The sequence below is a fragment of the Rhizobium sp. BK602 genome, assembly GCF_014195095.1.
Lineage (GTDB): Bacteria > Pseudomonadota > Alphaproteobacteria > Rhizobiales > Rhizobiaceae > Rhizobium.
Genome location: NZ_JACIBC010000001.1, coordinates 775755 through 802603 on the forward strand (window position 1 = coordinate 775755; position 26849 = coordinate 802603).

Annotated in this window: 26 protein-coding genes; 12 read left to right on the forward strand and 14 right to left on the reverse strand. The window is 62.8% G+C overall.

All coding sequences use genetic code 11. The annotated features are described in order from the left end of the window. Positions 1-3: 3 nt before the first annotated feature. From FHX11_RS03785 to parE, 5 genes are all read right to left on the reverse strand, one after another. Positions 4-1182: an AI-2E family transporter gene (locus FHX11_RS03785; RefSeq protein WP_184355178.1), complete on the reverse strand. Its 1179-nt coding sequence runs from the start codon at positions 1180-1182 to the stop codon at positions 4-6. Positions 1183-1320: 138 nt separating this feature from the next. Next, complete coding sequence (locus FHX11_RS03790) at positions 1321-2451, reverse strand: esterase-like activity of phytase family protein (protein ID WP_184355180.1); 1131 nt, start codon at positions 2449-2451, stop codon at positions 1321-1323. A 136-nt stretch (positions 2452-2587) separates the two neighbouring features. Further along, positions 2588-2992 carry a HEPN domain-containing protein gene (locus tag FHX11_RS03795; RefSeq protein WP_348649685.1) on the reverse strand — a complete coding sequence of 135 codons (405 nt, stop codon included), beginning with the start codon at positions 2990-2992 and terminating at the stop codon, positions 2588-2590. Continuing rightward, positions 2989-3327, reverse strand: a complete 339-nt coding sequence (locus tag FHX11_RS03800; protein WP_184355182.1) for a nucleotidyltransferase domain-containing protein — start codon at positions 3325-3327, stop codon at positions 2989-2991. The genes FHX11_RS03795 and FHX11_RS03800 overlap by 4 nt, the downstream gene beginning before the upstream one ends. Before the next feature lie 88 nt (positions 3328-3415). Next, positions 3416-5476: a DNA topoisomerase IV subunit B gene (gene parE / locus FHX11_RS03805; RefSeq protein ID WP_184355184.1), complete on the reverse strand. Its 2061-nt coding sequence runs from the start codon at positions 5474-5476 to the stop codon at positions 3416-3418. Between the two features lie 184 nt (positions 5477-5660). Between parE and FHX11_RS03810 the strand changes: the two genes are divergently transcribed. The 4 genes from FHX11_RS03810 (at position 5661) to FHX11_RS03825 (ending at position 9841) form a co-directional block, all read left to right on the forward strand. Continuing rightward, positions 5661-6557, forward strand: coding sequence for an alpha/beta hydrolase (locus tag FHX11_RS03810; protein ID WP_184355186.1), 897 nt, complete (start codon positions 5661-5663; stop codon positions 6555-6557). 136 nt (positions 6558-6693) lie between these two features. Continuing rightward, positions 6694-7464: a triose-phosphate isomerase gene (gene tpiA / locus FHX11_RS03815; RefSeq protein ID WP_184355187.1), complete on the forward strand. Its 771-nt coding sequence runs from the start codon at positions 6694-6696 to the stop codon at positions 7462-7464. Positions 7465-7579: 115 nt separating this feature from the next. After that, complete coding sequence (gene secG, locus FHX11_RS03820) at positions 7580-8068, forward strand: preprotein translocase subunit SecG (RefSeq protein ID WP_184355188.1); 489 nt, start codon at positions 7580-7582, stop codon at positions 8066-8068. A 144-nt stretch (positions 8069-8212) separates the two neighbouring features. Continuing rightward, positions 8213-9841 carry a CTP synthase gene (locus tag FHX11_RS03825; RefSeq protein ID WP_184355206.1) on the forward strand — a complete coding sequence of 543 codons (1629 nt, stop codon included), beginning with the start codon at positions 8213-8215 and terminating at the stop codon, positions 9839-9841. Here the strand turns inward: FHX11_RS03825 and ftrA are convergent. Then, positions 9816-10841 carry a transcriptional regulator FtrA gene (gene ftrA, locus FHX11_RS03830; RefSeq protein ID WP_184355208.1) on the reverse strand — a complete coding sequence of 342 codons (1026 nt, stop codon included), beginning with the start codon at positions 10839-10841 and terminating at the stop codon, positions 9816-9818. The genes FHX11_RS03825 and ftrA overlap by 26 nt on opposite strands. A 69-nt stretch (positions 10842-10910) precedes the next feature. Between ftrA and FHX11_RS03835 the strand changes: the two genes are divergently transcribed. The 4 genes from FHX11_RS03835 (at position 10911) to FHX11_RS03850 (ending at position 14978) form a co-directional block, all read left to right on the forward strand. Next, positions 10911-11306: a rhodanese-like domain-containing protein gene (locus FHX11_RS03835; RefSeq protein WP_184355210.1), complete on the forward strand. Its 396-nt coding sequence runs from the start codon at positions 10911-10913 to the stop codon at positions 11304-11306. A 140-nt stretch (positions 11307-11446) separates the two neighbouring features. Further along, entirely contained in the window at positions 11447-12496 is a 1050-nt protein-coding gene (locus tag FHX11_RS03840; protein WP_184355212.1) for a HoxN/HupN/NixA family nickel/cobalt transporter, read from the forward strand. A gap of 86 nt (positions 12497-12582) precedes the next feature. Beyond that, complete coding sequence (locus FHX11_RS03845) at positions 12583-13113, forward strand: FecR domain-containing protein (RefSeq protein ID WP_184355214.1); 531 nt, start codon at positions 12583-12585, stop codon at positions 13111-13113. A 5-nt stretch (positions 13114-13118) separates the two neighbouring features. Next, entirely contained in the window at positions 13119-14978 is a 1860-nt protein-coding gene (locus tag FHX11_RS03850) for an adenylate/guanylate cyclase domain-containing protein (protein ID WP_184355216.1), read from the forward strand. Positions 14979-15003: 25 nt separating this feature from the next. Here the strand turns inward: FHX11_RS03850 and FHX11_RS03855 are convergent, their stop codons facing one another. Continuing rightward, the gene (locus tag FHX11_RS03855; RefSeq protein ID WP_184355218.1) at positions 15004-15603 is read right to left on the reverse strand and encodes a LysE family translocator; all 600 of its coding nucleotides are present in this window, start codon (positions 15601-15603) and stop codon (positions 15004-15006) included. A 98-nt stretch (positions 15604-15701) separates the two neighbouring features. Between FHX11_RS03855 and FHX11_RS03860 the strand changes: the two genes are divergently transcribed. After that, a complete protein-coding gene (locus FHX11_RS03860; RefSeq protein WP_184355220.1) occupies positions 15702-16577 on the forward strand; it encodes a LysR family transcriptional regulator in 876 nt (291 codons plus the stop codon). A gap of 15 nt (positions 16578-16592) precedes the next feature. On the opposite strand, the gene FHX11_RS03865 is transcribed toward FHX11_RS03860, so the two are convergent. Further along, on the reverse strand, positions 16593-17681 hold the full coding sequence (locus FHX11_RS03865) for a citrate synthase/methylcitrate synthase (protein ID WP_184355222.1): 1089 nt from the start codon (positions 17679-17681) through the stop codon (positions 16593-16595). Positions 17682-17765: 84 nt separating this feature from the next. Between FHX11_RS03865 and FHX11_RS03870 the strand changes: the two genes are divergently transcribed. Then, positions 17766-18899 (forward strand): citrate synthase, encoded by a 1134-nt coding sequence (locus FHX11_RS03870; RefSeq protein ID WP_184355224.1) that lies wholly within the window; start codon positions 17766-17768, stop codon positions 18897-18899. On the opposite strand, the gene FHX11_RS03875 is transcribed toward FHX11_RS03870, so the two are convergent. Further along, the gene (locus tag FHX11_RS03875) at positions 18875-19252 is read right to left on the reverse strand and encodes a VOC family protein (RefSeq protein ID WP_184355226.1); all 378 of its coding nucleotides are present in this window, start codon (positions 19250-19252) and stop codon (positions 18875-18877) included. The two genes, FHX11_RS03870 and FHX11_RS03875, sit on opposite strands and share 25 nt — an antisense overlap. Positions 19253-19506: 254 nt before the next feature. Here FHX11_RS03875 and gnd point away from each other — a divergent pair, with 254 nt between their 5' ends. Further along, positions 19507-20532 carry a phosphogluconate dehydrogenase (NAD(+)-dependent, decarboxylating) gene (gene gnd, locus FHX11_RS03880; protein ID WP_184355228.1) on the forward strand — a complete coding sequence of 342 codons (1026 nt, stop codon included), beginning with the start codon at positions 19507-19509 and terminating at the stop codon, positions 20530-20532. Positions 20533-20598: 66 nt separating this feature from the next. On the opposite strand, the gene glp is transcribed toward gnd, so the two are convergent. The 5 genes from glp to FHX11_RS03905 are packed head-to-tail and all read right to left on the reverse strand — an operon-like array spanning position 20599 to position 26087. Next, positions 20599-21825 (reverse strand): gephyrin-like molybdotransferase Glp, encoded by a 1227-nt coding sequence (gene glp / locus FHX11_RS03885; protein ID WP_184355230.1) that lies wholly within the window; start codon positions 21823-21825, stop codon positions 20599-20601. 3 nt (positions 21826-21828) lie between these two features. Continuing rightward, positions 21829-22323 (reverse strand): cyclic pyranopterin monophosphate synthase MoaC, encoded by a 495-nt coding sequence (gene moaC, locus FHX11_RS03890; protein ID WP_184355232.1) that lies wholly within the window; start codon positions 22321-22323, stop codon positions 21829-21831. 1 nt (position 22324) lies between these two features. Then, entirely contained in the window at positions 22325-23140 is an 816-nt protein-coding gene (trpC, locus tag FHX11_RS03895; RefSeq protein ID WP_184355234.1) for an indole-3-glycerol phosphate synthase TrpC, read from the reverse strand. Positions 23141-23146: 6 nt separating this feature from the next. Further along, positions 23147-24169: an anthranilate phosphoribosyltransferase gene (gene trpD, locus FHX11_RS03900; protein WP_184355236.1), complete on the reverse strand. Its 1023-nt coding sequence runs from the start codon at positions 24167-24169 to the stop codon at positions 23147-23149. 25 nt (positions 24170-24194) lie between these two features. Continuing rightward, entirely contained in the window at positions 24195-26087 is a 1893-nt protein-coding gene (locus FHX11_RS03905) for a peptidylprolyl isomerase (RefSeq protein ID WP_184355814.1), read from the reverse strand. Between the two features lie 283 nt (positions 26088-26370). Here FHX11_RS03905 and FHX11_RS03910 point away from each other — a divergent pair, with 283 nt between their 5' ends. Next, a complete protein-coding gene (locus tag FHX11_RS03910) occupies positions 26371-26652 on the forward strand; it encodes a hypothetical protein (RefSeq protein WP_184355238.1) in 282 nt (93 codons plus the stop codon). The last annotated feature ends 197 nt before the right edge of the window (positions 26653-26849 follow it).

The window sequence follows — 26849 nt, forward strand, 5'->3', positions numbered from 1 at the left end:
CGGTCAGCCGTCGGAGCCATCCCGGACATGCAATTGCAGTTCCGGCTCCTGGGCATGCTGCTCCTCGCTCAATTCCGCCTCGCGAATCCATTCGCGCCAGATCGCGACAATGATCGCCATCAACACCGGGCCGATGAAAAGACCGAGGAAGCCCATGGTCTTCACGCCGCCGACCAGACCGAAGAAGGTGGGCAGGAACGGCAGCTTGATCGGACCGCCGACGAGCTTCGGGCGCAGGGTCTTGTCGACGATGAACAATTCGATCGTGCCCCAGAGGAACAGCCCGATCCCGGCCCAAAGCGACCCGCTGGCGATCAGATAGATCGAGACAAGGGACATCGAAAGCGGCGCGCCGCCCGGCACCAGTGCCATGATGCCCGTGAGAACGCCGAGGGTGACCGGCGAGGGGGCTCCGGCGATCCAATAGGCGACGCCGAGAATGACGCCTTCACCGATGGCGATCAGCGTCATGCCCATGACGGTGGAGCTGATCGTTGCCGGCACCACGCGGGAAATCCGCTCCCAGCGGTTCGGCAGGATGCGTTCGCCCAAAAGATCGACCTGGCCGACGAACCGTGAGCCATCGCGATAGATGAAGAACAGCGCGATCAGCATGAAAAGCAAGGTCAGGATGACGTGGAAAGCGCCGCCGCCGGCGGCCAGCACCGCGCGGTAGATATTGCCGATATGCGCGCCGCTGACGAGCTGCGCCAATTCGCCGATGGAACCGGGGCTACCGATATATTGCGTCCATTGCTCGCCGAGCCAGGCGCCGATGACCGGCAGGGCCAGTATCCATTGCGGCGGCGGGGCGCCGTCGCGGTTGACGTGCACCGCCCAGCTAAACCATATGCGCACCTCGCCGGACATGTAGATGGCCGAAAGCACGATCGGCAGTACCAGAAAGGTGACGATGAAGGCGATCGCGATCGACGCGGCGAGCGTCGTATTGCCGCCGGTCCGGCGCACGAGATCGCTGTAGAGCGGCCAGGTGGCGAAACCAATGACCGCGGCGGCGAGCACCGGAACGAGAAAGCCATAGAAAAAATAAATGCCCGCGGCCGCAATCAGGATCAGCAGCCAGCGCGCCGCCGAAATGGACGGAATAAGGGCCATGCGGGAGGGAGCGGTCGGCCCCAACCAACGCGGCTCCCTAGGCTTATGACGTTCGAATACACCCACCGGACTTGCTTCACCTTTTTATTGGATCAATAGGTTATGGGCTATGATCTGGGCCGATTCAAGGGCCGCCGCCCGAAAGCCTATATAATCCGTTGTCGCCACCATGCGACGACTACCGATACGGGCAGAGCCGGTCGCTCAGGATGGCCGGCGCACGACCTTGAACGCAAAGAACTGGGTCTTCTGCGTCGGATTGAAATTGTTGTCGGCAACGAAGATCAGCACGTCCGTGCCATCCTTCGCCTTGCCGAAGGTGACGCCCTCGATATTGTCCGGCGCTAGGCCAAGCGCCCGCAGATCCATGATCTGGGTCTTGCGCACCGGCACGATGCGCTGATCGGTCTTGGCGAGCGACGGAATAGCCGAAACATCGGTCGCGCCGTCCAGATCGAACATGTTGATGACGACCGAATTGCCGATGCCCTGCGCATAGCCGCGCTCGATCGACAGGAGATGCCGGTCGTCGAGCGCCAGGATTTCCGACATGCCGAAATCGTTCCAGCCACCGGCCTGGGCCGGCGCCTGCGGGATCGGCGAGACCGGATAGACATATTGGGCTTTCTGCCCGCCGGTTGCCGCGTCATAGCGGATGAGGCGGGCAAGCGCTCCATTTGTCAGCGTCGTCATCGGCCCGTCCTGATAAAGGGCCGACTCCATGCCGACGAGCAGATCGCCGCCGGACAGAAACGCGAGCCCCTCGAAAGCCAGATTGTCACGGATGCCCGTGCTCTTGTCGGCGGTCGGGGCAAAGCCGTCCGGCAGCGGCAGTTCGCGTACGAAGCTGCCATCGCGATTGGCGACACGCACGAAAGGCGGCAGCAGCGCCTTGCCGTCGCCTTCGCTGCTCCAATAGATCCCGTCCTCGCCGATGCGGATCGACTCGGCGTCGACCTTGCGGAAGGCGAAGGGCTGACCGTCCTTGTCCTTCAGCGTGACATGATCGAGAATCGTCACGCCCTTGAGGCCATCGGCACCGACATCGATGTCGAGATCGTAGAAGCGGGCCGGCGCCTTTTCGGAACGGTCGTCGCTGATGGAGATATAGCGGCCAGTCGATGGATCGAAATCGATGCCCGACAGACCGCCGACCTCGACGCCGTTTTCAACGAATCCAGTCGGAATATCGTATTCGCCGAGATAGGAAAGGCTGATACCCGCCTTGCAGTCGCCAAAGGGGCAGGGCACGTCGATCACTGCGCCAATATCGGCGGCCCGGACGGTCGTGGACAGAAGAAGAGCGGCGGCAGTCGTCAGAAGGGGCTTCAGCATGGCGATATCGTTACATCCGGATACGAGTTGGCGGGTCGGGCCGCATCTACGCATCCGCCCATGACGCTTTCGTAACGGATTGGGCTTTGTTCGATGAAAATGTTGTGTGGTCGGCTTGCGCTTGCCGCCGCTGAAATCAATCGTCATCCGACATGAAGGTGTGGCGCATGGCCGACACAAAAACGTCTGCCTGACCGACGATTTCTCGCGCATCGCTCAGCTCAATAAGTTCACCCGTATAATCGGCGACCAAACGAATTTCTTCCGCCCGCTTCAACAATCTCCCCATGTCCTTGGAGATCGGTCCATTCTTTATCAGATATTCGCTGAAGGCGTTGATGAGGCCGCGATGGGTTTTGCCAATGTCTTCCCTGGCAAGGCGGCCAGAAGCAAAAAGAGCAGCTCGTGCAGCGTCGAACATGGCGTAATAGGCACGATTACAAGCGCCATCCGCATCACCCAATTCAAGCAGGGGGCGCGCTGATTTGCACGCCTGCTCCGCTTTGGCCATCAGACCTTTCGGCGCCAATTTGTCGCTCACACCCGGATGCCTTCCCTCGCGATGTTATGAAGCAAACCCGGATTTGAATATCGCTCCGGATGCTCCCACTCATCGAGCCAGATCGGCAACGGCGAGATGTTAATTCCAGTCTCAAGCAATACATCGAAAGCAATGTCAGCCATCGCCAGCTTGGTGGACAAAAAGCGCTGATGTTTGCCACCCAAAAGAACGGCAACATCGGCATCGCTATCGGAACGATGTTTTCCGCGAGCGCGGCTGCCATAAACAACGGCGCCAGCCATCTCATAGCGATCTGCGATCAGCCCTAGAAACCGCTCAACTGCCCGTCTGGTATCAAGATCAATCTTGTGCATGGGCCCTCAGTGCTCCGACAAGCCTCCAACGCATGCACCAAAACCATGGACCGGAGGCGGCACCAAGCAATGATGCCACCTCATCCTGTCAGATATCCAGATTCTCAGCAAATGCGGCGCGTTCCTGGATGAAGCGGAAGCGGGCGTCGGCCTTGGTGCCCATGAGATTGTCGACGGCGTCGCGCGTGCCCTCGAAATCCGCTTCGTCGATCTCGACGCGCAGCAGCGTGCGCTTGGTCGGGTCCATCGTCGTTTCCTTGAGCTGCGCGGGAAGCATTTCGCCCAAGCCTTTGAAACGGCTGATTTCGACCTTGCCCTTGCCTTTGAACTCCGTCTCCATCAATTCGAGCCGGTGGGCGTCGTCGCGGGCATAGATCGTCTTTGCCCCTTGCGTGATCTTGTAGAGTGGCGGCACCGCCAGGAAGAGATGCTGGCCGCGGATCAGCTCCGGCATTTCCTGATAGAAGAAGGTGATTAGCAGCGAAGCGATGTGAGCGCCGTCGACGTCGGCATCGGTCATGACGACGATGCGTTGGTAACGAAGATCCTCCTCGCGATATTTCGAGCGTGTGCCGCAGCCGAGCGCCTGGATGAGGTCGGCGATCTGCTGGTTGGCCGACAGCTTCTCACGGCCGGCGCTGGCGACGTTGAGGATCTTGCCGCGCAGCGGCAGGATCGCCTGGTTCATGCGATTGCGCGCCTGCTTGGCCGAGCCGCCTGCCGAATCGCCCTCGACGATGAAGAGTTCCGCGCCCTCGGCGGTGTTCTGCGAGCAATCGGCAAGCTTGCCCGGCAGACGCAGCTTGCGCACCGCCGTCTTGCGGTTGACTTCCTTTTCCTTGCGCCGGCGCATGCGCTCCTCGGAGCGCTCGATCACCCAGTCCAGCAGCTTTTCGGCTTCGGCCGGATTGTCGGTCAGATAGTGATCGAAGGGATCGCGCAGGGCGTTTTCGACGATGCGCTGCGCCTCGACGGTCGCAAGCTTGTCCTTGGTCTGGCCGACGAATTCCGGCTCACGGATGAAGATGGACAGCATGCCGACGCCGGAGATCATCACGTCGTCGGTGTTGATGTTGGCCGCACGCTTGTTCTGCGTCAGCTCGGCGTAGTTCTTCAGCCCCTTGGTGAGCGCAATGCGGAAGCCGGCCTCATGCGTGCCGCCTTCGGGGGTGGGAATGGTGTTGCAATAGGAATGGATCTGCGGATCGCCACCATACCAGGTGATCGCCCATTCGAGCGAACCGTGGCCGCTTCCCTTTTCCGACTTGCCCGCGAAGATTTCACGCGTGACGGTAAACTCGTTGCCCATCGTCGCCTTGAGATAATCCTTCAGGCCGCCGGGGAAATGGAAGACGGCCTTTTCCGGCACGTCCGCGCCCTCGGGCGCCAGCTCAGGGTCGCAGCTCCAGCGGATCTCGACGCCGCCGAACAGGTAGGCCTTGGAACGGGCCATGCGGAAGACGCGCGCCGGATCGAACCTGGCATGATCGCCGAAAATCTGCGGATCGGGATGGAAACGGACGCGGGTGCCGCGACGATTATGGACGTCGCCGAGCTCCTCCAGCCCACCCTGCGGGATGCCGCGCGAGAAGCGCTGACGATAGAGCTTGCGGTTGCGTGCCACCTCCACTTCGAGATCGTCCGACAGCGCGTTGACGACGGAGACGCCGACGCCGTGCAGACCGCCGGAGGTCTCGTAGGCCTTGCCGTCGAATTTGCCGCCGGCATGCAGCTTGGTCATGATGACTTCGAGCGTCGACTTGCCCGGAACCTGCGGATGGTTCTCGACAGGAATGCCGCGGCCGTTGTCGGTCACGGTCAGGTAGCCGCGCTGATCGAGATGTACTTCGATGAAATCGGCATGGCCGGCGACGGCCTCGTCCATGGAGTTGTCGATGACTTCGGCGAAGAGGTGATGCAGCGCCTTTTCGTCCGTGCCGCCGATATACATGCCGGGACGCATGCGTACCGGCTCGAGCCCTTCGAGAACGCGGATGGAATTCGCACCGTATTCCTCGGCGGAGGAAACCGCCGGCGCCGGGCGCGGGGCAGGGGCGGCAGCGGGGCTTTCAGCCTTGGCTGCCGGCTTTTCCGCCGCCTGCTGCTTCGTGACGGGCATTCCGGAGAAGAGATCGTTGCTGTTATCCATGGAGCTGTTCAGATTGTCCTTGAAGGGGCATTCCCCAAAAATCATCGCTATCGCGAATCACCTTGATTCTGCCAGAAACGACGCACAAGCGCGATGGCACCCCGCTGGCGGGCAAACTCGAAAAAACATTTGCGTTGCCGGGCAGCGAATGGCAAGCCGTGGGCCTCCGAAGGAAACTACGCCCATGCGAATGTCCACAGCTCATTTGTCGATCCTAGCCGCAATTGCGGCCTTTTTGCCGATGGCCATCGCCTCGGAGGCTTCAGCCGAAGCGCTGAAACCCTTCAAGGACAATCTGTTTTCCGATCAGACCGTGATCGAAAGCCATGACAACGGTGCGTTCCAGACGATCGACTACCAGGAAATGCGGGATATCAACGGCCGCGACCAGATTCCGGAAAAGCGCGTCAAGCCGGACTATATCGAGACGGGCGTTCGCTGGAAGGCGCAACAGGACGAGACCCTGGCACTCGTAGACCGGAAGCTCGACGTCACCCGCGTCGGGCCGGCCTCCGGACAGGGGTTCACCGTGATCTTCATCCATGGCAGGGGCGGCGACCGCCGGCTGGGATCGAACGACTACACCTTCGGCGGCAACTTCAACCGCCTGAAGAACCTGGCCTATGGCAATGGCGGCACCTATTATGCGCCGAGCGTGAAGAGTTTCGACAGCAATGGCGTCGCTGATATCGCCGCGCTGATCCGCTATTCCTATGAGCAGTCCGGCGGCAAGCCGGTGATCCTGACCTGCGCCTCCATGGGCAGCTTCATCTGCTGGGGCATCACGCGCGACGCCGAAAGCGTCAAACGGCTGAAGGGCATGGCGATCCTGAGCGGCGTGACCGATCCGGATTTCACCAAGAGCGCCTTCTACAAGGCCAAACTGCCTCTCTGGTTCACCCACGGCAGCAAGGACCCGGTCTATGCCGCGGCCGATCAGCAAGCCCTGTTCGAAAAGCTCTACAAGGGAGGGTATCCGACACGCTTCACCCTGTTTGCCACCGGCAATCATGGCACGCCGGTGCGCATGACCGACTGGCGCAAGGTGCTGAACTGGATTCTAGACCCGCAGCCGTCATGATCCTTTCGGAAAATTTCGATTTATTTTCGGAAAAGCGCCCGTCTAACCGATTTGAACCCATTTCCACGCAATCGGTAACTTTTCTTTCCCTCGCAGTTTTGTTAGTGCGGCGCATGGATGAAGGGGGAATGAGGACATGACCAAGACGATACGGCCGCTTCTGGCGGGCAACTGGAAAATGAACGGCACGCGCGCCAGCCTGGATCAGGTCAAGGCCATCGCCGATGGCGTGAAGACGCCGCTGTCGGAGAAGATCGACACGCTGCTGTGCCCGCCGGCAACCCTCCTCTATGTCGCGACAGCCCTCTGCGACGACAGCCCGCTGGCGATCGGCGCGCAGGATTGTCACCAGCTGGTGAGCGGCGCGCATACCGGCGATATCTCCGCCGCGATGATTGCCGATTGCTTCGGAACCCACGTCATCGTCGGTCATTCCGAGCGCCGCAGGAACCATGCCGAAAGCGATGCGCTGGTGCGCGCCAAGGCGGAAGCGGGGCTTGCGGCCGAACTCACCACCATCATCTGCATCGGCGAGACGGCCGAAGAGCGCGACCAGGGCCAGACCCTGGATGTGCTCAAGCGTCAGCTAGCCGGCTCGACGCCCGACAGCGCCACGTCGGAGACGACCGTCATCGCCTATGAGCCCGTCTGGGCGATCGGCACGGGCAAGGTTCCCACATTGGCGGATGTCGAGGAGGCGCATGCCTTCATCCGCAAGGAACTTGCGGCACGCTTCGGCGGCGATGGTGAAAAGTTCCGGCTTCTCTATGGCGGCTCCGTAACCGGCGCGAATGCGGCGGAGCTGCTCGGGGTCGCCAATGTCAATGGCGTGCTCGTCGGAGGACAGAGCTTGAAAGCCCCCGATTTCCTCGCCATCTATGGCGCATTCGAACGGCAGTTCGCCTGAAGCACACACTTGCCTGAATTCCGATCTCAAAAGGGCTTGGAATAGGCGATAGCCTCATGTAAAGAGCCGCGAGCTTTTATTTTTGATGCCCGTGCCTGCGGGCAGGACTGGACCCATGCAAACCGTACTGCTTGTCATCTATCTCATGGTTGTCATCGCCCTTATCGGCGTGGTGCTGATTCAGCGCTCGGAAGGCGGTGGCCTGGGCATCGGCGGCGGATCGGGCTTCATGTCGGCGCGCGGCACGGCCAATGCGCTGACGCGCACCACGGCAATCCTGGCGACGCTGTTCTTCGTCCTGGCACTGGGTATGAACATCCTGTCGCGCTTCGAGGGACGCCCGACCGATATTCTCAACCGCATCCCGAGCACGGCGGGCCAGGGCAGCGGCATTCTCGATTCGCTCGGCGGCAGCGCGGCTCCGGCGGGCGGCCAGCAGCAGCCGGCCAACAATAACAGCGGCGTTCCGAACAGCGGCGCAGTTTCTCCGCAGTCGCAGACAACGCAGCCTGCTCAGGCGCCAGCCGCCGGTCAGCCGGCCGCTCCGGCGGCAACCACTCCTGCGCCTGCCCAGAGCGGTAACGGCGTTCCGACCGGCAACTAAGCCCGGTCGCGTGCTTTCATCTTCCGGCAGGTCCTCGGATCTGCCGGTTTTGTTTTGTCGATATTCCGTCTTCTGTGTCCAAAATTCCGGAAACGAATTTTAGGGCTAGCGGAATCATTTGTGAAAAGGTATCCGGTGACTCCCATGGCGCGATATGTATTCATCACTGGCGGCGTGGTTTCTTCCCTCGGAAAAGGAATTGCGGCTGCGGCTCTCGGAGCGTTGTTGCAGGCCCGTGGCTATCGGGTCCGCCTGCGCAAACTCGACCCCTATCTGAACGTGGACCCGGGCACGATGAGCCCGACCCAGCACGGCGAGGTCTTCGTGACCGACGACGGTGCGGAAACCGACCTCGACCTCGGTCACTATGAACGCTTTACCGGCCGCTCGGCCACCAAGACCGACAACATCACCACCGGTCGCATCTACAAGAACATCATCGACAAGGAACGCCGCGGCGACTATCTCGGCGCCACCGTCCAGGTCATTCCGCACGTCACCAACGAGATCAAGGATTTCGTCGTCGAGGGCAATGACGATTATGATTTCGTCATCTGCGAGATCGGCGGCACGGTCGGCGATATCGAAGCGATGCCGTTCATGGAAGCGATCCGCCAGCTCGGCAACGACCTGCCGCGCGGCTCCGCCATCTATGTCCACCTGACGCTGATGCCCTATATTCCGGCCGCCGGCGAGTTGAAGACCAAGCCGACGCAGCATTCCGTCAAGGAGCTGCAGGCGCTCGGCATTCATCCCGACATCCTCTTGGTGCGCGCCGACCGGGAAATCCCGGAAGCGGAGCGCCGCAAGCTCTCGCTGTTCTGCAACGTCCGCGAATCCGCCGTCATCCAGGCGCTCGACGTCGCCAATATCTACGACGTGCCGATGGCCTATCACAAGGAAGGCCTCGACAACGAAGTGCTGGCCGCCTTCGGCATCGAGCCGGCTCCGAAGCCGCGCCTGGAACAATGGGAAGAGGTCTGCAACCGCATCCGCACGCCGGAAGGCGAGGTGACCATCGCCATCGTCGGCAAGTATACCGGCCTGAAGGATGCCTATAAGTCGCTGATCGAGGCGCTGCATCATGGCGGCATCGCCAATCGCGTCAAGGTGAAGCTCGAATGGATCGAGTCGGAAGTCTTCGAAAAGGAAGATCCGGCGCCCTATCTCGAGAAGGTCCACGGCATTCTCGTGCCCGGCGGCTTCGGCGAGCGCGGTTCCGAGGGCAAGATCCTGGCGGCACGCTTTGCCCGCGAACGCAAGGTGCCGTATTTCGGCATCTGCTTCGGCATGCAGATGGCCGTCATCGAAGCGGCCCGCAACCTTGCCGGCGTCGAGCACGCCTCCTCCACCGAATTCGGCCCGACGGCAGAGCCGGTGGTCGGCCTGATGACCGAATGGCTGAAGGGCAATGAGCTGCAGAAGCGCACGTCATCCGGCGATCTCGGCGGCACGATGCGTCTCGGCGCCTACAAGGCAGCCCTGAAGAAGGGCACGAAGATCTCGGAAGTCTACGGTTCGACCGATATTTCCGAGCGTCATCGCCACCGCTATGAAGTCAACATCGACTACAAGGATCGGCTCGAAGAGTGCGGCCTCGTCTTCTCCGGCATGTCACCGGATGGCGTCCTGCCGGAGACGATCGAATATCCCGACCATCCCTGGTTCATCGGCGTTCAGTACCATCCGGAGCTGAAATCCAGGCCGCTCGAGCCGCATCCGCTGTTCTCCAGCTTCATCGAAGCGGCTACCGAACAGAGCCGGCTGGTCTGACGGCAGCAAATCGCTTGCGGTAGTCGCTCGGACTTACCGCAAGCCGCTCCCGGAAATGATGCCGCATGGTGGCGAGCGAGCCGAAACCGCTGGCCACCGCGACATCGTCCAGTGAGATCATCGTTTCCTTCTCGAGAAGATCACGGGCGTACCGCAACCGCTCCGCCAGCAGCCATTCGCCCGGTGCCATGCCGGTCGTGGCCTCGAAGCGCCGCTGGAAGGTGCGAGTGCTCATGCCGGCGCGCGCCGCCAGCATGGCGATGGGCTGCTCTTCCTGCAGCCGCTCGCGCATCCATTCCAGCAGGGGACCCAATCGCGCGCCCTCGCGCTGCCGCAGTACCGGCGCTTCGATATATTGCGCCTGTCCGCCCTCGCGGTGTGGAGGCACCACCAGTCGCCGAGCGACGCTGTTTGCCCCCTCGGGTCCGAAATCCCGTCGTACCACATGCAGGCAAAGATCGATCGCTGCCGCACTGCCTGCGGCCGTCAGCACGGCATCCTCATCGACATAAAGCACATCGGCATCGACGGTGATGTCGGGATAGCGGGCGGCAATGGCATCCACGTAGCGCCAGTGCGTCGTTGCCTTGCGCCCCGCCAATAGCCCCGCCGCGGCAAGAACGGCGACGCCCGAGCAGAGCGACATGATGCGCGCTCCGCGGCGGCTGGCCGCCTGCAGCGCCGCGATCAATGGTGCGGGCACGGGAGCTGCGATCCCCCGCCAGCCGGGAACGATGATCAGATCGGCTTCGGCAAGACTATCGAGGCCATGGTCGACCTGGACGGAGAGGCCGCCGGCGGCGCGCAAAGGGCCATCCTCGATGCCGCAGGCGGAAAAGCGATACCAATTCTCTCCCATCTCCGGTCTCGGAAGACCGAATATCTCATAGGCTACACCGAACTCGAAGGTGCAGAGCCCGTCATAGACGAGGGCGGCGACGTGGGGACCATGAAGAAGGGGAGCGGAAGGGTTTGGCATGATCTTTACGCTATATGGCATTATGGCCAATTTCAATCCCCCGAGGCTTGCCCCACAAGCATGCGTGTCAACCAAAGCAGGAGCCTCCCCATGCCAAGCCGTGTCAGCGAAGTACCCGCCGCTCTTCCCGCCGTCGTCGCCGAATATTACGCCCAGAAGCTCGCCTTCGAGACGGATTGCTCGGACGTGCAGCTCTCCATGACCGCCGGAACCGTCGACTTCGTTCTTCTGGACGTTCGCGGCCCGGCGCTGTTCGAGCAGAAGCACATTCCGGGCGCGACCAACCTGCCGCACGGCAAGATCACCGCACGCAAGATGGCGGAATGGTCCGACGATACGCTCTTCGTCGTCTATTGCGCCGGTCCGCATTGCAACGGAACCGACAAGGCAGCCCTTCGCCTTGCCTCGCTCGGCAAGCGCGTCAAGGTCATGATCGGCGGCATGGCAGGCTGGGCCGACGAAGGCTTCACTTTCGTTGAAGCCTGAGAGAACCGACAGCGAGAGCCCGGCGCGGGCAGGGCTTTCCGGCTGCACATTGCAAAAAATCACGCTGCTACGTCATTTGACTGTCGACGGCGCCTTCGTTTCCATGGCACCTTGCCGGTAAGCATAATGGGAACGAAAGTATGATCCTCAATCCATTCGACGACCGGGTCGAACGCTCGAAGACCAAGATCGCCATTACCTTTGTTAGCTTGATTGCGTTCAACATCGCGGCCTGGATTTGGGCATGGGTTGCCTTCGCCGACAGGCCGTCGCTGCTGGGCACGGCCTTTCTCGCCTATATGTTCGGCCTCCGGCATGCGTTCGACGCCGACCATATCGCCGCGATCGACAATGTGGTGCGCAAATTGATGCAGGAAAAGAAACAGCCTCATGCCGTCGGCTTCTTCTTTTCGTTCGGTCATTCGTCCATCGTCATCATCGCCTCGATCGTGATCGCCGCCACGGCGGCGGCGATGCAGAACCAGCTCGATTCCTTCCATGAGGTCGGAGGCGTCATCGGAACGGCGGTCTCGGCCGCCTTCCTGCTGCTGATCGGCATCGCCAATCTCTTCGTGCTGAAAGGCGTATGGTCGGCCTTCAACCGTGCCCGGAGAGGCGAAAGGATCGCCGACGAGGATCTCGACATGCTTCTGGCCGGAGGCGGTTTCCTCGCCCGCATCTTCCGGCCGATGTTCAAGGTGGTCACGCGTTCCTGGCACATGTATCCGATCGGCTTCCTGTTCGGCCTCGGCTTCGATACGGCGACGGAAATCGGGCTTCTCGGCATATCTGCGGCGCAGGCGGCGCAAGGCATGTCGATCTGGACGATCCTCGTCTTCCCGGCGCTCTTCACCGCTGGCATGTCGCTGATGGATACCATCGACAGCACGCTGATGACCGGTGCCTATGGCTGGGCCTTCGTCAAACCGGTGCGCAAGCTCTGGTACAATCTGACCATCACCGCCGCTTCTGTCGTCGTCGCCATCTTCATCGGCGGCATCGAGGCGATGGGGCTGATCTCCGACAAGCTCGGCCTCGAAGGCGGCATCTGGCGCTTCATTGGCGAACTCAACGACAATCTCGCCAATTTCGGCTTTGCGATCGTCGGCATCTTTCTGCTGAGCTGGCTGGTTTCGACCATCCTCTACAAGACAAAAGGCTACGACAGCTTGCAGATCAACCACTCCTGACGCATCATCGGTGGTATCGACGTGGCATGCCGTGGGACCGACATCATTGTCCGCGGCCTGCGGCTATGTGCAGTGAGGGGCATGACATGACCCAAACGAGCGGCATTCTCGGTCTTGCGCTGATGGTTGGCATCCTGTCGGTTGCTGCCATCGATCCCGTTCTGGCGCAGGCCGCAAACTGTTCACGGCAGCCAACGGTCAGCGATCGAAGGCAGACGCTCGATTGCGAGCCGGGTCTCAGCGTCACCATCGAACGCGGCGCGCACTACCGGTTTGCCGACCGCAATCGCGACGGCCAGCTGGACGCCATCGTCCTCAACAGCAAGGCAGCGCTGGTCGATGTCGAGGGCGGCCGCATTCGCGGCGGCTTCGAGGTGGTGACGCCGCAGGCGATCGCGGCGGTGCGCGGCACGCGCTGGGCGGTGGATGCAGAGCGTGGCAAGACGTCGGTGCTGGTGCTGCGCGGCCGCGTCGCCGTCAACAAGGTGGCGACCGGCGAGGGCGTCACGCTCGGACAAGGGCAGGGCGTGGATGTCGACCGTGGACGTTCGCCCCTTCGCGTCACCCAGTGGGGACAACCTCGCATCAACGCATTGATGGCCCGTCTCGGCCAGTGAGAACCATGCGCAGACCGCCACTGCAGACGCTGATCGCGCTTGTCCTGACCGCCGTCTGGGGTGCAAGTCTCGGAATCGCGCATCTGCGGGGCGACATCCCCTTTATCGACGGCGCCGAGGCGACACTGACGAATCTGAGGAATATGCTGGGCGGCAGCCGCCAGCCGCCCGATATCGTCACCATCGTTGCCATCGATGATGAAACGGCGCGCGTCGCCGGACATTATCCGCTGCCTCGCGCCACGCTCGCCAAGGTCGTCGATGCCATTGCCGCGCTGGGACCGAAGGCGATCGCGCTGGACATGTTGCTGGTCGATCCCGGCACGGAGGCCGACGACGCGGCTCTGGAACAATCGCTGAGGCGCACCAATGCGGTGCTGGCCGCCGCCGGCATCTTTCCCGAAAGCCGGCAACGCGTCGCCGACAGCAGCCGGGAGCCGCTTGCCCGCGTGCCGAGCGCGTTGCAATTCCTCGAACCGCTGCGGCGTTTTGCCGAGGCCGCAAGCTACGGCATCGTCAATGTCCAGACGGACAAGACGGGAACACCGCGTTTCGTGCCGCTGCTGTTTCGCAGCGGCGAGCGCATCGAGCCATCCTTCTCCCTGCGCGTCGCCTCCGCGGCAACCGGAGAGCATACGACCGTCATCTCCGACCTCATCAAGATCGGCGACCGCTCGGTGCATACCGATACCGGCTATCTCATGCCGCTCTCCTTCTACGGTCCGCGCGGCACGATCCGCACCATCAGCGCCAGCGCCGCCCTGAACGGACAATTACCGGACGAAGCGATCAGGGACCATATCGTCGTCATCGGCGCGACCGTGACCGGGGCAGGTGACGTGTTTCCGACACCGTTCGATCCGATCCTGCCCGGTGTCGAGGTCATCTCCACCTCGATCTCTCATCTCATCGCCCGCGACGGCCTCATCCGCGATCACGGCGTACGCCTGCTCGACGTTTATTTCGCCATCGGGATGCCGCTGCTTCTCGTCGGCCTGCTGGCCTGGCGCCGCAATACGATCGGCCTGATACTGACGATCCTGGTGGTCCTTGCATGGATGGCGATCAATATCAGCGCCTTCAAGCACGGTATCTGGCTGAGCGCCGCTCTGCCCGCCGCCGCGACAGTGCCGCCGGTCCTGCTTTTCGGCGCGGCGCAACTCTGGCTCGGCCGCCGGCAGGCCAGGCATTTTGCCGAGCAAAGCGACCTCCTGCAGCGCATCCAGGCGCCAGGGCTCGCCGAACATCTTGCCCGCGATCCCGGTTTCCTGGCCCAGCCCGTGCGGCAGGAGGCGGCTGTGGTCTTCATCGACATCAACGGCTTTACAGGCTTGAGCGAAGCCATCGGTCCGACGGCGGTACGCGAATTGCTGAACGGATTTTACGATCTCGTCAGCGAAGAGGTGACAGCCAGCGGTGGCGCCATCACCAGCTTCATGGGTGACGGCGCCATGATCCTCTTCGGCCTGCCGCAGCCGAAACGAGCCGATCCCGCCAACGCAGCCCGCTGCTGCATCCGCCTTGCAGACCGCATGCGGCACTGGCTGGCGATGCTGCCGGAAGCGACGGCATCGCGCATCGGCTTCAAGATCGGCGCACATTTCGGCACCATCGTCGCCTCCAGGCTCGGCGGTGGCGATCGCCAGCAGATCACGGCGACGGGCGATACGGTCAATGTCGCCAGCCGCCTGATGGAGGTGGCCGCGCGCAACGGTGCGGAAATCGCCATCAGCAACGATCTGCTGCAATCGGCCGGACGGGACAGCGAGCCCTATCTACAGGGCAAGCTGGACGGCCCGATCGATGCGAGCCTGCGCGGCCGCGCCGGCTCCTTGTCCGTATGGCTGTGGCGCAGCCAGGGATGACGGCGAATGCTCGGCGCGTCGCATCTTATCCGCGCCACATGGGAATGATGGACATGACCAGCAGGCAGGCGAGCGAGATGTTCAGTACTCGCCATTGCCATGCCGCTTTCAGCAGGCGGCCAAGCAATCGCCCGAGAGCGCACCAGACCGCGAGCGAGAATGCGGCGACGAGGCAGAAGGTCGAGCCGAGCAGAACTGCCAGGACAGCCGGGCTGCTCGCCAGGGCGGCGAATGAGGCCGCGGCGCCGACCGTCATCGCCCACCCCTTGGGATTGTACCAGAGCATCCAGACACCGGCCGCGAAGCTGGTCGGCTTAACCACGCTCCCTGCAATGCGCGGCGGGCCGCTTCTGCCGATGCGGACGGCAAGCCAGACGAGGTAGAGTGAACCGAGCGCCTTCATCACGACCTGCAGCGCCGGCAGGGCCATCAGCAGGCTGCCGAGGCCGGCTGCCGCCGCGCAGGCGATCGAACCGAGACCGACGGCGCAACCGGCCATGACCGGGATGGAACGACGAAAGCCGAAATGGGCGCCGGAAGCGGTGGCAAGGGTCGTGGCACCGCCCGGCGTGATCGTCGAGACAAGGGCAAAGAGGATCAGCGGCAGCAGGGATTCGATGGTCATATGAGCCTATCTCCATTTTCAGCGAGAGATAGGCGAAGGCACGGCATCAGAAAAACGAATGTTGAAGGCCATATGCATTAGCATCTATAATGCTACCCATGGCCCGAAATTTCGACATCGCCCTGATCAGAACCTTTGCGACCGTCGCCGACCACGGCAGCATGACGGTCGCCGCCAACAGGCTGCACATGACGCAAGGTGCCGTCAGCCAGCAGATCAAGCGGCTGGAGGACATGCTCGACAGTGCACTTTTCGAACGCGACAGGCGCGGTCTGAAGCTGACGGACAAGGGGGAGCGTCTGCTCGGCAATGCACGGCTGCTGCTGATCCTCAACGACGACATCTGGGCCGATATGACCGAGAGCGCCGTGGAGGGCAGCGTGCGGCTTGGCGTCCCCTACGATCTCGTCGGGACGACATTGGCGCCCGTTCTGAAATCCTATGCCGAACGCCATCCGCAAGTGGAGATTTCGCTCGTCTGTGCCTCCTCGCCGGAACTGCTGCAGGCGCTGGACAATGGCGGCATCGATCTCGGCATCGTCGAGGAGCCGGTCGGCGCCTCGCATGGCGAGTGCCTCGCTGTCGATCGGCTCGTCTGGGTCGGCGCAAGGGCAGGCAATGCCTATCGCAAGGATCCTTTGCCGGTCTCGATGGTCGCCGATACCTGCGCTTTCCGGCCATCGGTCTTCGCGGCGCTGCGCGACGACGGGCGGCGCTGGCGAACCGTATTCGAAAACGGCAATATCGAAGCGACGACTGCGACGGTGCGCACGGATCTTGCCGTAACCGCTTGGCTTGCCTCCACCGTTCCGGCCGATCTCGACATCCTTGGCGCAGGTGAGGGACTACCGGAGCTGCCGGCCTTTTCCATCAATCTGCATATGCCCAGGGGCAAGGCGTCACCGCCTGCAGGCGAACTCGCCCGCCATATTCGGGACGGCTTGATGCGGCCGCGACAGGTCACGGCCGCTTGAGGACGTATCAGCCGGTTACGCCGCCCGCGGCAGCGGACCGACATAGCGTGACTGCGGCCGGATGAGACGACCATCCAGGATCTGCTCGCGCGCATGGGCGATCCAGCCGACCGTGCGGCCGATCGCGAAAACGCCGGTGAAGGAGCTGCGCGGGAAGCCGAGGGCGTCGAGCAGCAGGGCGGTATAATATTCGACATTGACGTCCAGCGGCCGATCCGGCTTGCGTTCCTTGAGGAGCGCCAGGGCGGCGGCCTCGATCGCCTCGGCGAGCGCGATGCGGCCGGCATCGGCCTGGCCGCTTGCGAAGATGGGTTTCAGCGCCGTCTTCAACGCATCGGCGCGCGGATCGCGAACCCTATAAATGCGATGGCCGAAGCCCATCAGGCGCTCGCCATTATCGAGCGCCTGCGATAGCCACGGCCGCGCATTGGCCGGCGTGCCGACGGCATCGAGCATATCCAGAACCGGGCCGGGAGCGCCGCCATGCAGCGGCCCCTTGAGAGCGCTGATCGCCGCCAGGACCGACGAAGCGAGCCCCGCATGGGTCGAGGCGATGACGCGGGAGGCGAAGGTGGAGGCGTTCAGGCCATGGTCGGAGATCGTCACCAGATAGGCGTCGAGGCCGGCCGTCTGCTCCGCCGTCGGGAGCTTGCCCGTCAGCATGCGCAGGATGTCGGCGGATTGCGACAGCGAAGCGTCCGGTCTGATCGGCGCTTCGCCCTTCTGAAGGCGCAGTATGGCCGGCAGGAACACAGCAGGCGCGGCCATCAGGCGGATCGCCGTGGCGAAATCCTCTCCGTCCGCGATACGGGCAAGCAGCGCGCGCATGGCCTCCACCGGCGACAGGGCAAGCACGCCCGCGTCGGCTGATTCGACATGTGCGAACAACTCTTCTCGGGCAGGGCCTAATTGCGCCTTGATGCTTTTCGCGTCGACGTGTTCCTCGAAGAGACCGTCGAGCAGCAGGGCGGCGACATCCTCGAAACGGCTGGTCGCCACCAGATCGTCCAGCGAGACGCCGCGAATGATCAGCCGGCCGGCAGCGCCGTCCACATCGGACAGCTTGGTTTCGGCGGCAATGACATCCTCAAGACCACTTTTCATCATCATTCTCCTTTGACTATGCCCCTAGATCAGACCTATTTTTATTGACGTCAATCTTGATGCAATTGATCAATGTGAGGACATATGAGCTGGCTGACGGCCGAGCAGGCACTGAACCTGCTGGGCACAAAATCGCAGACGCTTTACGCCAATGTCAGCCGCGGCCGTATCCGCGCGAAGCCGGATCCGGCCGACAGCCGACGCAGCCTCTACTTCACCGATGATGTGAAGCGGCTGGCGACGCGCCATGCCGGGCGGCGCAAGACCGAGACGGTGGCGGCGGAAGCCATTCAATGGGGCGACCCGGTGCTGCCTTCGGCATTGTCGACGGTCTCCGACGGGCGGCTCTTTTATCGCGGGCGGGATGCCGCCGGTCTGGCCGAGCATGCCACATTGGAGGAAATCGCGCGTCTTCTGTGGGATATGAAGCGACCATTGCGGCTCGAGAGGCAAGGTGGGAGCAAGAATCCGCCATCCCTGAGCGCTGCCTTCTCCGCCCTGGCCGAGCGCGCCACCACCGACCTGCCTTCACTGGGGCGTTCGCTGTCAGCCCTCCAGAACGAAGCGGAAAGCGTCTTCGGCAGCATCGCGGAAGCACTGGCGCCCGGAAATCGCGACCTGCCGCTGCATCAGCGCCTCGCCATAGCCTGGGACAGGCCAGACGCCAGCGATATCATTCGCCGCTGTCTCGTGCTCTTCGCCGATCACGAACTTAACGCCTCGACATTTACGGCCCGTATCACGGCTTCGGCCGGCGCGACCCTGTCGGCCTCGGCACTCTCCGGGCTTTCCACCTTGACCGGACCGCTGCATGGCGGCGCATGGCAAAGCGTGCGATCGCTGATGATCCGCGCCGCGGCGATCGGGCCGGAGGAGGCGGTGCGTGGCTATCTGGCGGAAGGGCGGCCGCTGCCGGCGGTCGGCCATCCCCTCTATCCCGACGGCGATGCACGCGCCAAGGCGTTGCTCCCGCATATGACATTGCCGCCCTTGTTCGCGGAGGTTCGCGAAAAAGCTGAGGAACTGGTGGGCGAGCGCGTCAATGTCGACTTTGCCTTGACGGCGATGACCTCGGCCTATCACCTGCCTCCCGACGCGCCGCTGATCATCTTCGCGCTTGCCCGCACGGTCGGCTGGCTGGCGCATGCCATGGAGCAATCGACAAGCGGTCATCTCATCCGCCCACGGGCGCGTTACGTCGGACCAGCGGTGACGTGACAGACGGCCTCAATATTGTGGCCATCGGGGTCGAGGACGAAGGCGCCATAATAATTCGGATGGTAATGGGAGCGGATGCCGGGCGGCCCATTGTCCCGCCCACCGGCCGCCAGCGCTGCTTCGTAGAACCGGTCCACGACGGCCCTGTCTTCAGCCGTAAAGGCGACATGGACGCCCGTCTGCGGCACATCCCGCTGTCCGATCCAGAAGAAGGCTTTCGGCCGGACACCATATCCGGCAAAGGTCTCACCTTCGGCATAAAGACGCATAATGCCCAGCGGCAGCAGGGCCGCATCGTAAAAGGCCTTCGAACGCTCCACATCGCGAACGCCGATCGTCACATGATCCAGCATATTCCCTCCAGACATCACTTGTGCCGATATCCATATCGGTCGCCTCACGATGCGGATCATGCAGGCAGCTGGCAAGGTGGACTGATGAATTTCGACCGATGATGCGAGTCGGGCGCGGGTGGGGCTTCACAGATTCGTGAGTGAGCCGATCCGGCGCGGCTGCATAGCTCGCCCGTCATTTGTTCATTGGAAAATACCGCGAAATGTCTTTATGGAATTTCAACCGATAAAAATCCTTCCAAGGAGATAGAGATATGCAGATCGGAATGATTGGCCTTGGCCGCATGGGCAGCAACATGGTGCAGCGCCTGATGAAGGGCGGCCACAGCGCCGTCGTTTTTGACGCGCGCCCCGAAAGCATCGCGACGCTTGAAAAGCTCGGCGCCACCGGCAGCACGTCACTTGAAGATTTCGTATCGAAGCTCGCCCGTCCGCGCGCCGTCTGGCTCATGCTGCCGGCTGCTATCGTCGATCAGGAGCTGGCTGCGATCGTTCCGCTGCTCGAGGAGGGCGATATCGTCATCGACGGCGGCAACTCCTACTATCACGACGACATTCGCCGCGCCGACGAACTGAAGGCCAAGGGCATCCACTATGTCGACGTCGGCACCAGCGGCGGCGTTTTCGGCCTGGAGCGCGGCTATTGCCTGATGATCGGCGGCGAGACGGATACGGTCCAGCATCTATCGCCGATCTTCGCGACGCTGGCACCCGGCGTCGGCGACGTTCCCCCGTCGAAAATGCGCTCCGAGGAAGCCTCCAAGGCAAGCACCGCCGAGCAGGGTTATCTGCATTGCGGCCCGTCCGGCGCCGGCCATTTCGTCAAGATGGTCCATAACGGCATCGAATACGGCCTGATGGCCGCCTATGCCGAAGGCTTCAACGTGCTGCGTCATGCCAATATCGGCCTTGAAACCGCCGAGAAAGACGCTGAAACCGCGCCGCTCTCTCATCCGCAATATTATCAGTACAATCTCGACATTGCCGAGATCAGCGAAGTCTGGCGCCGCGGCAGCGTCATTACTTCCTGGCTGCTCGACCTTACCGCAGACGCCCTGCACGGCGATGCGGCGCTGTCGCAATATGCCGGCCGCGTCTCGGATTCCGGCGAGGGCCGCTGGACCATTTCGGCGGCGATCGACGAAGGCGTGCCGACGCCGGTGCTCAGCGCAGCGCTCTACGGCCGATTCGCCTCGCGCGGCAATGACGACTACGCCAACAAGGTTCTCTCGGCCATGCGCGCAGGCTTCGGCGGCCATCACGAGAAGCCGGTCAAGTAATTCGCATCCGGATTTGCTGATGCTTCTGCCGGGCAGGTCAAACTGCCCGGCATTTTCGTGTCCGGTTTAGCCCAGCAATTCCGGACGCAACAGCAGCACCCGGCATTCATCACCCACTGCAAGCTCCGGCGCATGCGCCGGGCGGATGATGAGGCAATCCGAGCGGGAAAAAACCTTCATCATCGACGAATCCTGCTTGGAAAAGGGCTCCGCCAGCCAGCCGCCGTCGGCGGAGGCCCTCAGCGTCGCGCGGACATAGTCCTGGCGCTGATCATTGGCCTTGAGGGTTATCGCGGCGCGGGCCGTCGCTTCACGCTTCACGGGCGGCAGCAAGGCGAGCTTGCGGATCAGCGGCTCCAGGAAAAGCAACCCGCAGACGAGGCTGGAAACCGGGTTGCCGGGCAAGCCGAGAACATGGATGTCGCCGAGGCTGCCGACCATCAGCGGCTTGCCGGGGCGCATGGCGATACGCCAGAAGTCGAGCTGCATGCCCGCCTCGACGAGCGTCGCCTGCACGAGATCGTGGTCGCCGACGGAGGCACCGCCGAGCGTGACGATGATATCCGCCTTCGCCACCTGCGCCCGGCCGATCGCGGCGGTAATTTCCCCTTTGTCGTCAGGAACGATGCCCAGATCGAGCACATGGGCGCCGGCGCTGCGAGCGAGTGCTGCAATACCGAATGTGTTCGAGGCGATGATCTGCGAAGGCCCTGGTTCAGCTCCCGGCGTCACCAGTTCGTCGCCTGTCGCAAGGATCGCCACCAGAGGACGGCGATAAACGTCGAGCGCCGGGTGGTTCATGGCGGCGGCGACCGTCAGCCGCGAAAAATCCATCACCGTGCCTGCCGGCAGCACAATTTCGCCCTCGGTGAAATCCTGGCCGCGCGGGCGGATATGCTGCCCCTGGCGCAGAGGGTAGGTGGTGCGGATGCGGCCGTCCTCCAGCGCCGCGGCGTCCTCCTGTAGCAATACGCTATCGGCGCCGGCGGGAACCGGCGCACCAGTGAAGATACGCACGGCCTCACCCTTGCCGACCTTGCCTTCGAACGCATGGCCGGCCGCGGCGGCACCGATGACGTTTAGTTCCGAGCCCGGCTGGGCGGCATCCTCGTAGCGCAGGGCGTAACCATCCATCGCCGAGGCATCGAAAGGCGGCTGGGTGATGCGGGCGGCCAGGTCCTTGGCCAATACGCGGCCTTCGGCCAGATCGAGCGGAACGCTTTCGACACGATGCAGCGGCGTTGCGCTGTTCAGCAGACGGGCCTGGGCGTCGGCTACCGGTAAAAGGCTCATGCGTCAGGCCTCCGGGTGACGGAAATCGCCGGACTTGCCGCCGGATTTCTCCAATAATCTGATGCCGCCGATCTCCATCGTCCGGTCGGCGGCCTTGGCCATGTCGTAGATCGTCAGGCAGGCGACGGAGACCGCCGTCAGCGCCTCCATCTCGACGCCGGTGCGACCGGTGAGCTTTGCGGTCGCAACGACACGCAGGCCGGGCAGGGCGGCATCTTCGGTGATATCGACCGAAATCTTGGTCAGCATCAGCGGATGGCAGAGAGGAATGAGGTTGGCGGTCTGCTTGGCGGCCATGATGCCGGCAAGCCTCGCCGTGCCGATGACATCGCCCTTCTTGGCGTTGCCCTCGCGGATCAGGGCAAGCGTCTCCGGCTGCATGGCCACATGGCCTTCGGCGGTGGCGACACGCACCGTTTCGGCCTTGTCGCCGACATCGACCATATTCGCCTCGCCGGAGGCGCCGATATGGGTGAGGCCGGGCTCGCGCGCGCTCATGTCACTCGGCCGCCACGGCGCCGGCGTCGCCGGTCAGCAGCAGACGCGTGGCGGCAGCCACGTCGTCCTTGCGCATCAGGCTTTCGCCGACGAGGAAGGTGGTGATGCCGGCGGCTTCGAGGCGCTGGCAGTCGCCATGGGTGAAGACGCCGCTCTCGCCGACCAGCAGCCGGTCCTTCGGCACCATTCCGGCCAGGTTTTCGCTGACGGTGAGGCTGACCTCGAAAGTGCGCAGGTTGCGGTTGTTGATGCCGACCAGCGGCGAGGACAGCTTCAGCGCCCGTTCCATTTCCTCGGCGTCGTGCACCTCGACCAGCACATCCATGCCAAGGCCAAAGGCCTCGTCCTGGAGACGCTCGGCGTCGCTGTCGGAGAGCGAGGCCATGATGAGCAGAATGCAGTCTGCTCCCCAGGCACGCGCCTCATGGACCTGATAGGTCTCGAACATGAAGTCCTTGCGCAGCGCCGGCAACGAACAGGCAGCGCGCGCGGCCGTCAGGAATTCCGGCGCGCCCTGAAAGCTCGGGCTGTCCGTCAGCACGGAAAGGCAGGCAGCGCCACCGGCCTCGTAGGCCTTGGCGAGGGCAGGCGGGTCGAAATCCGGGCGGATGAGGCCCTTCGAGGGGCTCGCCTTCTTGATTTCGGCGATCAGGCCGAAAATGCCGGCATCCTGTTTGGCGAGCAGCGCCTTGTGGAAGCCGCGCGGCGCCGACTGGCCGGCCTGCATGGCCTTCAGATCGGCAAGCGAGACCTTGGCCTTGGCGGCGGCGATTTCCTCGCGCTTATAGGCTTCGATCTTCCTGAGGATATCGCTCATGGCGTCCTACCCCTGTTCTTCGGCATTGGAGACGGCGATCAGCTTTTCCAGTGCGGCGGCAGTTGCACCGCTGTCGAGCGACTGGGTCGCGATTTTCATTCCATCATGGAGCGTTTCCGCCTTGCCGGCAATCACCAGCGACGCGGCGGCATTGGCAAGCGAAATATCGCGATAGGCATTTTTCTCGCCGGCGAGCACGGCGCGCAGCGCGGCCGCATTGGCCACACCGTCGCCACCCTTCAGCGCGTCGAGCGAGGCATGCGGGAGACCGAAATCGGCAGGCGTCAGCTCGAAGGTGCGGATCTTGCCGTCTTCGAGTGCTGCAACCGAGGTGGTTCCGGTGGTGGTGATTTCATCAAGGCCATTGCCGTGCACGACCCAGACGCTCTCGGCGTTCAGGTCCTTCAGCACCTCGGCGAGCGGCAGGACCCATTGCGGGGCGAAGACGCCGAGCAATTGCCGACGGGCGCCGGCCGGATTGGAGAGCGGGCCCAGCAGGTTGAAGATCGTCCGCGTGCCAAGTTCGACGCGGGAAGGGCCGACATGGCGCATCGAGGAATGATGCAACTGCGCGAACATGAAGCCGATACCGGCTTCGCGGATACAGCGGGCGATCGTCTCCGGGCCGATATCGAGCTTGATGCCCAGCACGGACTGTGTGTCCGCCGTGCCGGCCTTGGAGCTCTGGGCGCGGTTGCCGTGCTTTGCCACGGGCACGCCGGCGCCAGCGACGATGAAGGCCGCCAGCGTCGAAATATTGTAAGTGCCGAAGCCGTCGCCGCCGGTGCCGACGATATCGATCGCATCCGCCGGCGCTTCCACCGGCAGCATCTTGGCGCGCATGGTGGTGACGGCGCCGACGATCTCATCGACGGTTTCGCCGCGCACGCGCAGGGCCATCAGGAATCCGCCGATCTGCGAGGGCGTGGCTTCGCCCGACATCAGGATCTCGAAGGCCTGACGGGCTTCGTCGCGCGTCAGGACCTCGCGATTGGCGACCTTGGCAAGGAAAGGTTTCAACTCAGCCATCGGCTATCGATCCTCCCCACCGGGCCTAGCGAGACATCGCCTGATCGGCGAGGCTCTGATTGACCGTTACGGTATATTTGGACTGCAGGTCGCTGACCATCTGATCCAGAATGTCGTCGCCGGCGGCGTTGGCGATCTGCGCCGCCTGCTGATCGGCATTGCTCAATGCGTCCGTCGTCGGATTGTTGTTGACGTCCGTGACCTTCAGCAGGATCTGCGTGGTATCGTCGGCGCCCACCGCATTGGCAACGGCATCGACCGGACCGGAGAAGACCGCCGCGACGCCGCCGCGACCCAGCACCGGATCGTCGGTCGTGCGGGTGACATCGGCCTTGCTTTCGACCGCGATGCCCAGCGGCGCGGCGATATCGGCAAGCGACTTGCCCTTCTGGGCTTCCTGCTTCAGCTCGGCGGCCTTGGCGGCAAGTGCGACCTTCTGCTGCTCGGCGGTCCAGTCGGCAACGGCCTTCTCACGCACGTCCGTGAGCGGACGGTCGTGGTCGGGCGTGACGTTCAGGACGTCGTACCAGACATAGCCGTCATTGCCGACGGTCAGTGGCGCGGCATTGCTGCCCTGATCGGCCTTGAAGATTTCCGCCAGCAATTGCTGCTTGGCCGGCAGGTCCTTGACCTCGTCGCCGTTCTGATCGAGCCCCTTCGCATCGATCGCATCGATGGTCACGGTCTTCAGCTTCAATTGCTGCGCCGCTTCCTGCAGCGATGCGCCGGAGCCGCGCAGGTCTTCGAACTTGTCGTGAACGCTGGTGATTTCGCTAGCGGCATTGTTGAGCGCAATCAGCTTGCGAACGTCTTCCTTGACCTCGTCGAAGCCCTTTGCGGTCTCGTCCTTTACGTTCGTGACGCGCAGGATCACCGGGCCGAAGGAGCCATCCACGACGGGCGTCGTGCCGCCTTCCTTGGTGACGGCAAAGGCAGCCTGGGCGATCGTCTGATCCGGAACCTGATCCTTGGTGAAGGTGCCGAGCAGCACATCGCTGGGCTTCTTGCCCTGGTCGGAAACGAGCTGATCGAAGGTCGTGCCGGTCTTCAGCGCATCCGCGGCCGCATTCGCCAGATCCTTGTTGGCGAAGGTGATCTGCTCGATGGTGCGCGTCGCCGGCGTCGTGAAACTATTCTTGCGCTTCTCGAATTCGGCGCGAACGGCGTCATCGGGGATGCCTGCGGGATCGGCGATGTCGGCGGCCTGCAGCTTCACATAGGCGACCTTGCGGTATTCGGGAGCGCGGTAACGCGACTTGACGCCATCGAACCACTTCGACAGCACGTCATCGGCCGGAGCCTTCACCGGATCGATATTGGCATTGGTCAGTAGCAGGTAGTCGATGCTGCGGCTTTCGTCGTGATACTGCTTGACGGCATCGACCAGAACCTTGGGAGCGGTGAAGCCGTTGGAGACGGCCTCGACGATCTGGCTGCGGACGGCGACCTTGCTGCGCTCCTTGATATAATCATCAGGATTGATGCTGCTGTTGCGCAGCAGGAGCTCGAACTTCTGCCGGTCGAACGTGCCGTTCACCGCCTTGAAGGCCGGATCGTCGCCGATGAGTTGCGCGAGACGGTCCTGCGACAGGCCGAGATTCATGTCGCTTGCGAGCTGGTCGAGCGATGCGCCGGCCACGAGCTGCGCCACCGTCTGCTGTCCGATGCCGAAAGCGCGCGCCTGGTCCGGCGTGATCTGCATGCGCAATTGCTGGCTGATCGCCTGGATCTGGCGGCGATAGGCGAGGCGGAATTCGTTGGCGTCGATGTGCTGGTCACCGACGGTGACGACGGTATTGCTGCTGCCGCCGGTGATGAGGGAGCGCTCGACCCCCCATATGCCGAAGGCGGCGGCCAGAAGCAGCAGCAAACCCTTGGCAAACCAGGTATGGGCGATTTTTCTCAGCACATCGAACATCGGAAGGCAAACCTCGTCATAAACACCGTCTTCACCCCGGGGGCGAAGCAATCGCAGTTCCTTAGAACAATCCGAACCGGAATTGAAGAGCTACAAGGGAAATCACCGGGCCGGGTATGGCGATGTCGGAACCTTTACCCAGGATTGACGTTGAATGCCGAGAGCGCATCGCGATCCTTCGGATTCGCTTCTTGCGCTTTCGGTCTTTGATTTTGCGCATGTCGTGGCCGCAAACCGCTGCACACTTTGCGCGACATGCTTTAGCAAACAAGAGGAGCCGACGATGGTCGAAACGAAATCCGCTTCCGCCCAATCCGCCGCCGCAAAGGCCCGCGCCGACGTCGCGGTCGACGATCTCGCCGCACAGATTGCCGCACTGCGCGAGGACCTGACGAAGCTTTCCCAGAGCGTGGCAGCGGTCGGGCAGGGCGCGAAATCCGTCGTTACCGAGGAAGCCCAGGAGATCACGGAACAGCTTAGGGAGCGGGTGCGCCAGGAGCCGATCTTCATGGTGGCGGCCGCGGCCGGCATCGGTTACCTCATCGGCCTGCTCAGCCGCCGCTAAGATTGACGCATCGCGACGCCGATCAAAATCCTATCTCCGCAGTCACAGCCACCTGCAGGTTCATGCAAGCGCTGAAGCCGCTCATATGAGGCGCCGGATTTTATCGTTCCCTCACACGGGCGGCGATCCGGCACCTCCCGTTGGCCAGGGACGACTGCTGCATCTTTGTGACACCTCCCGCGACATTTTCGACCATC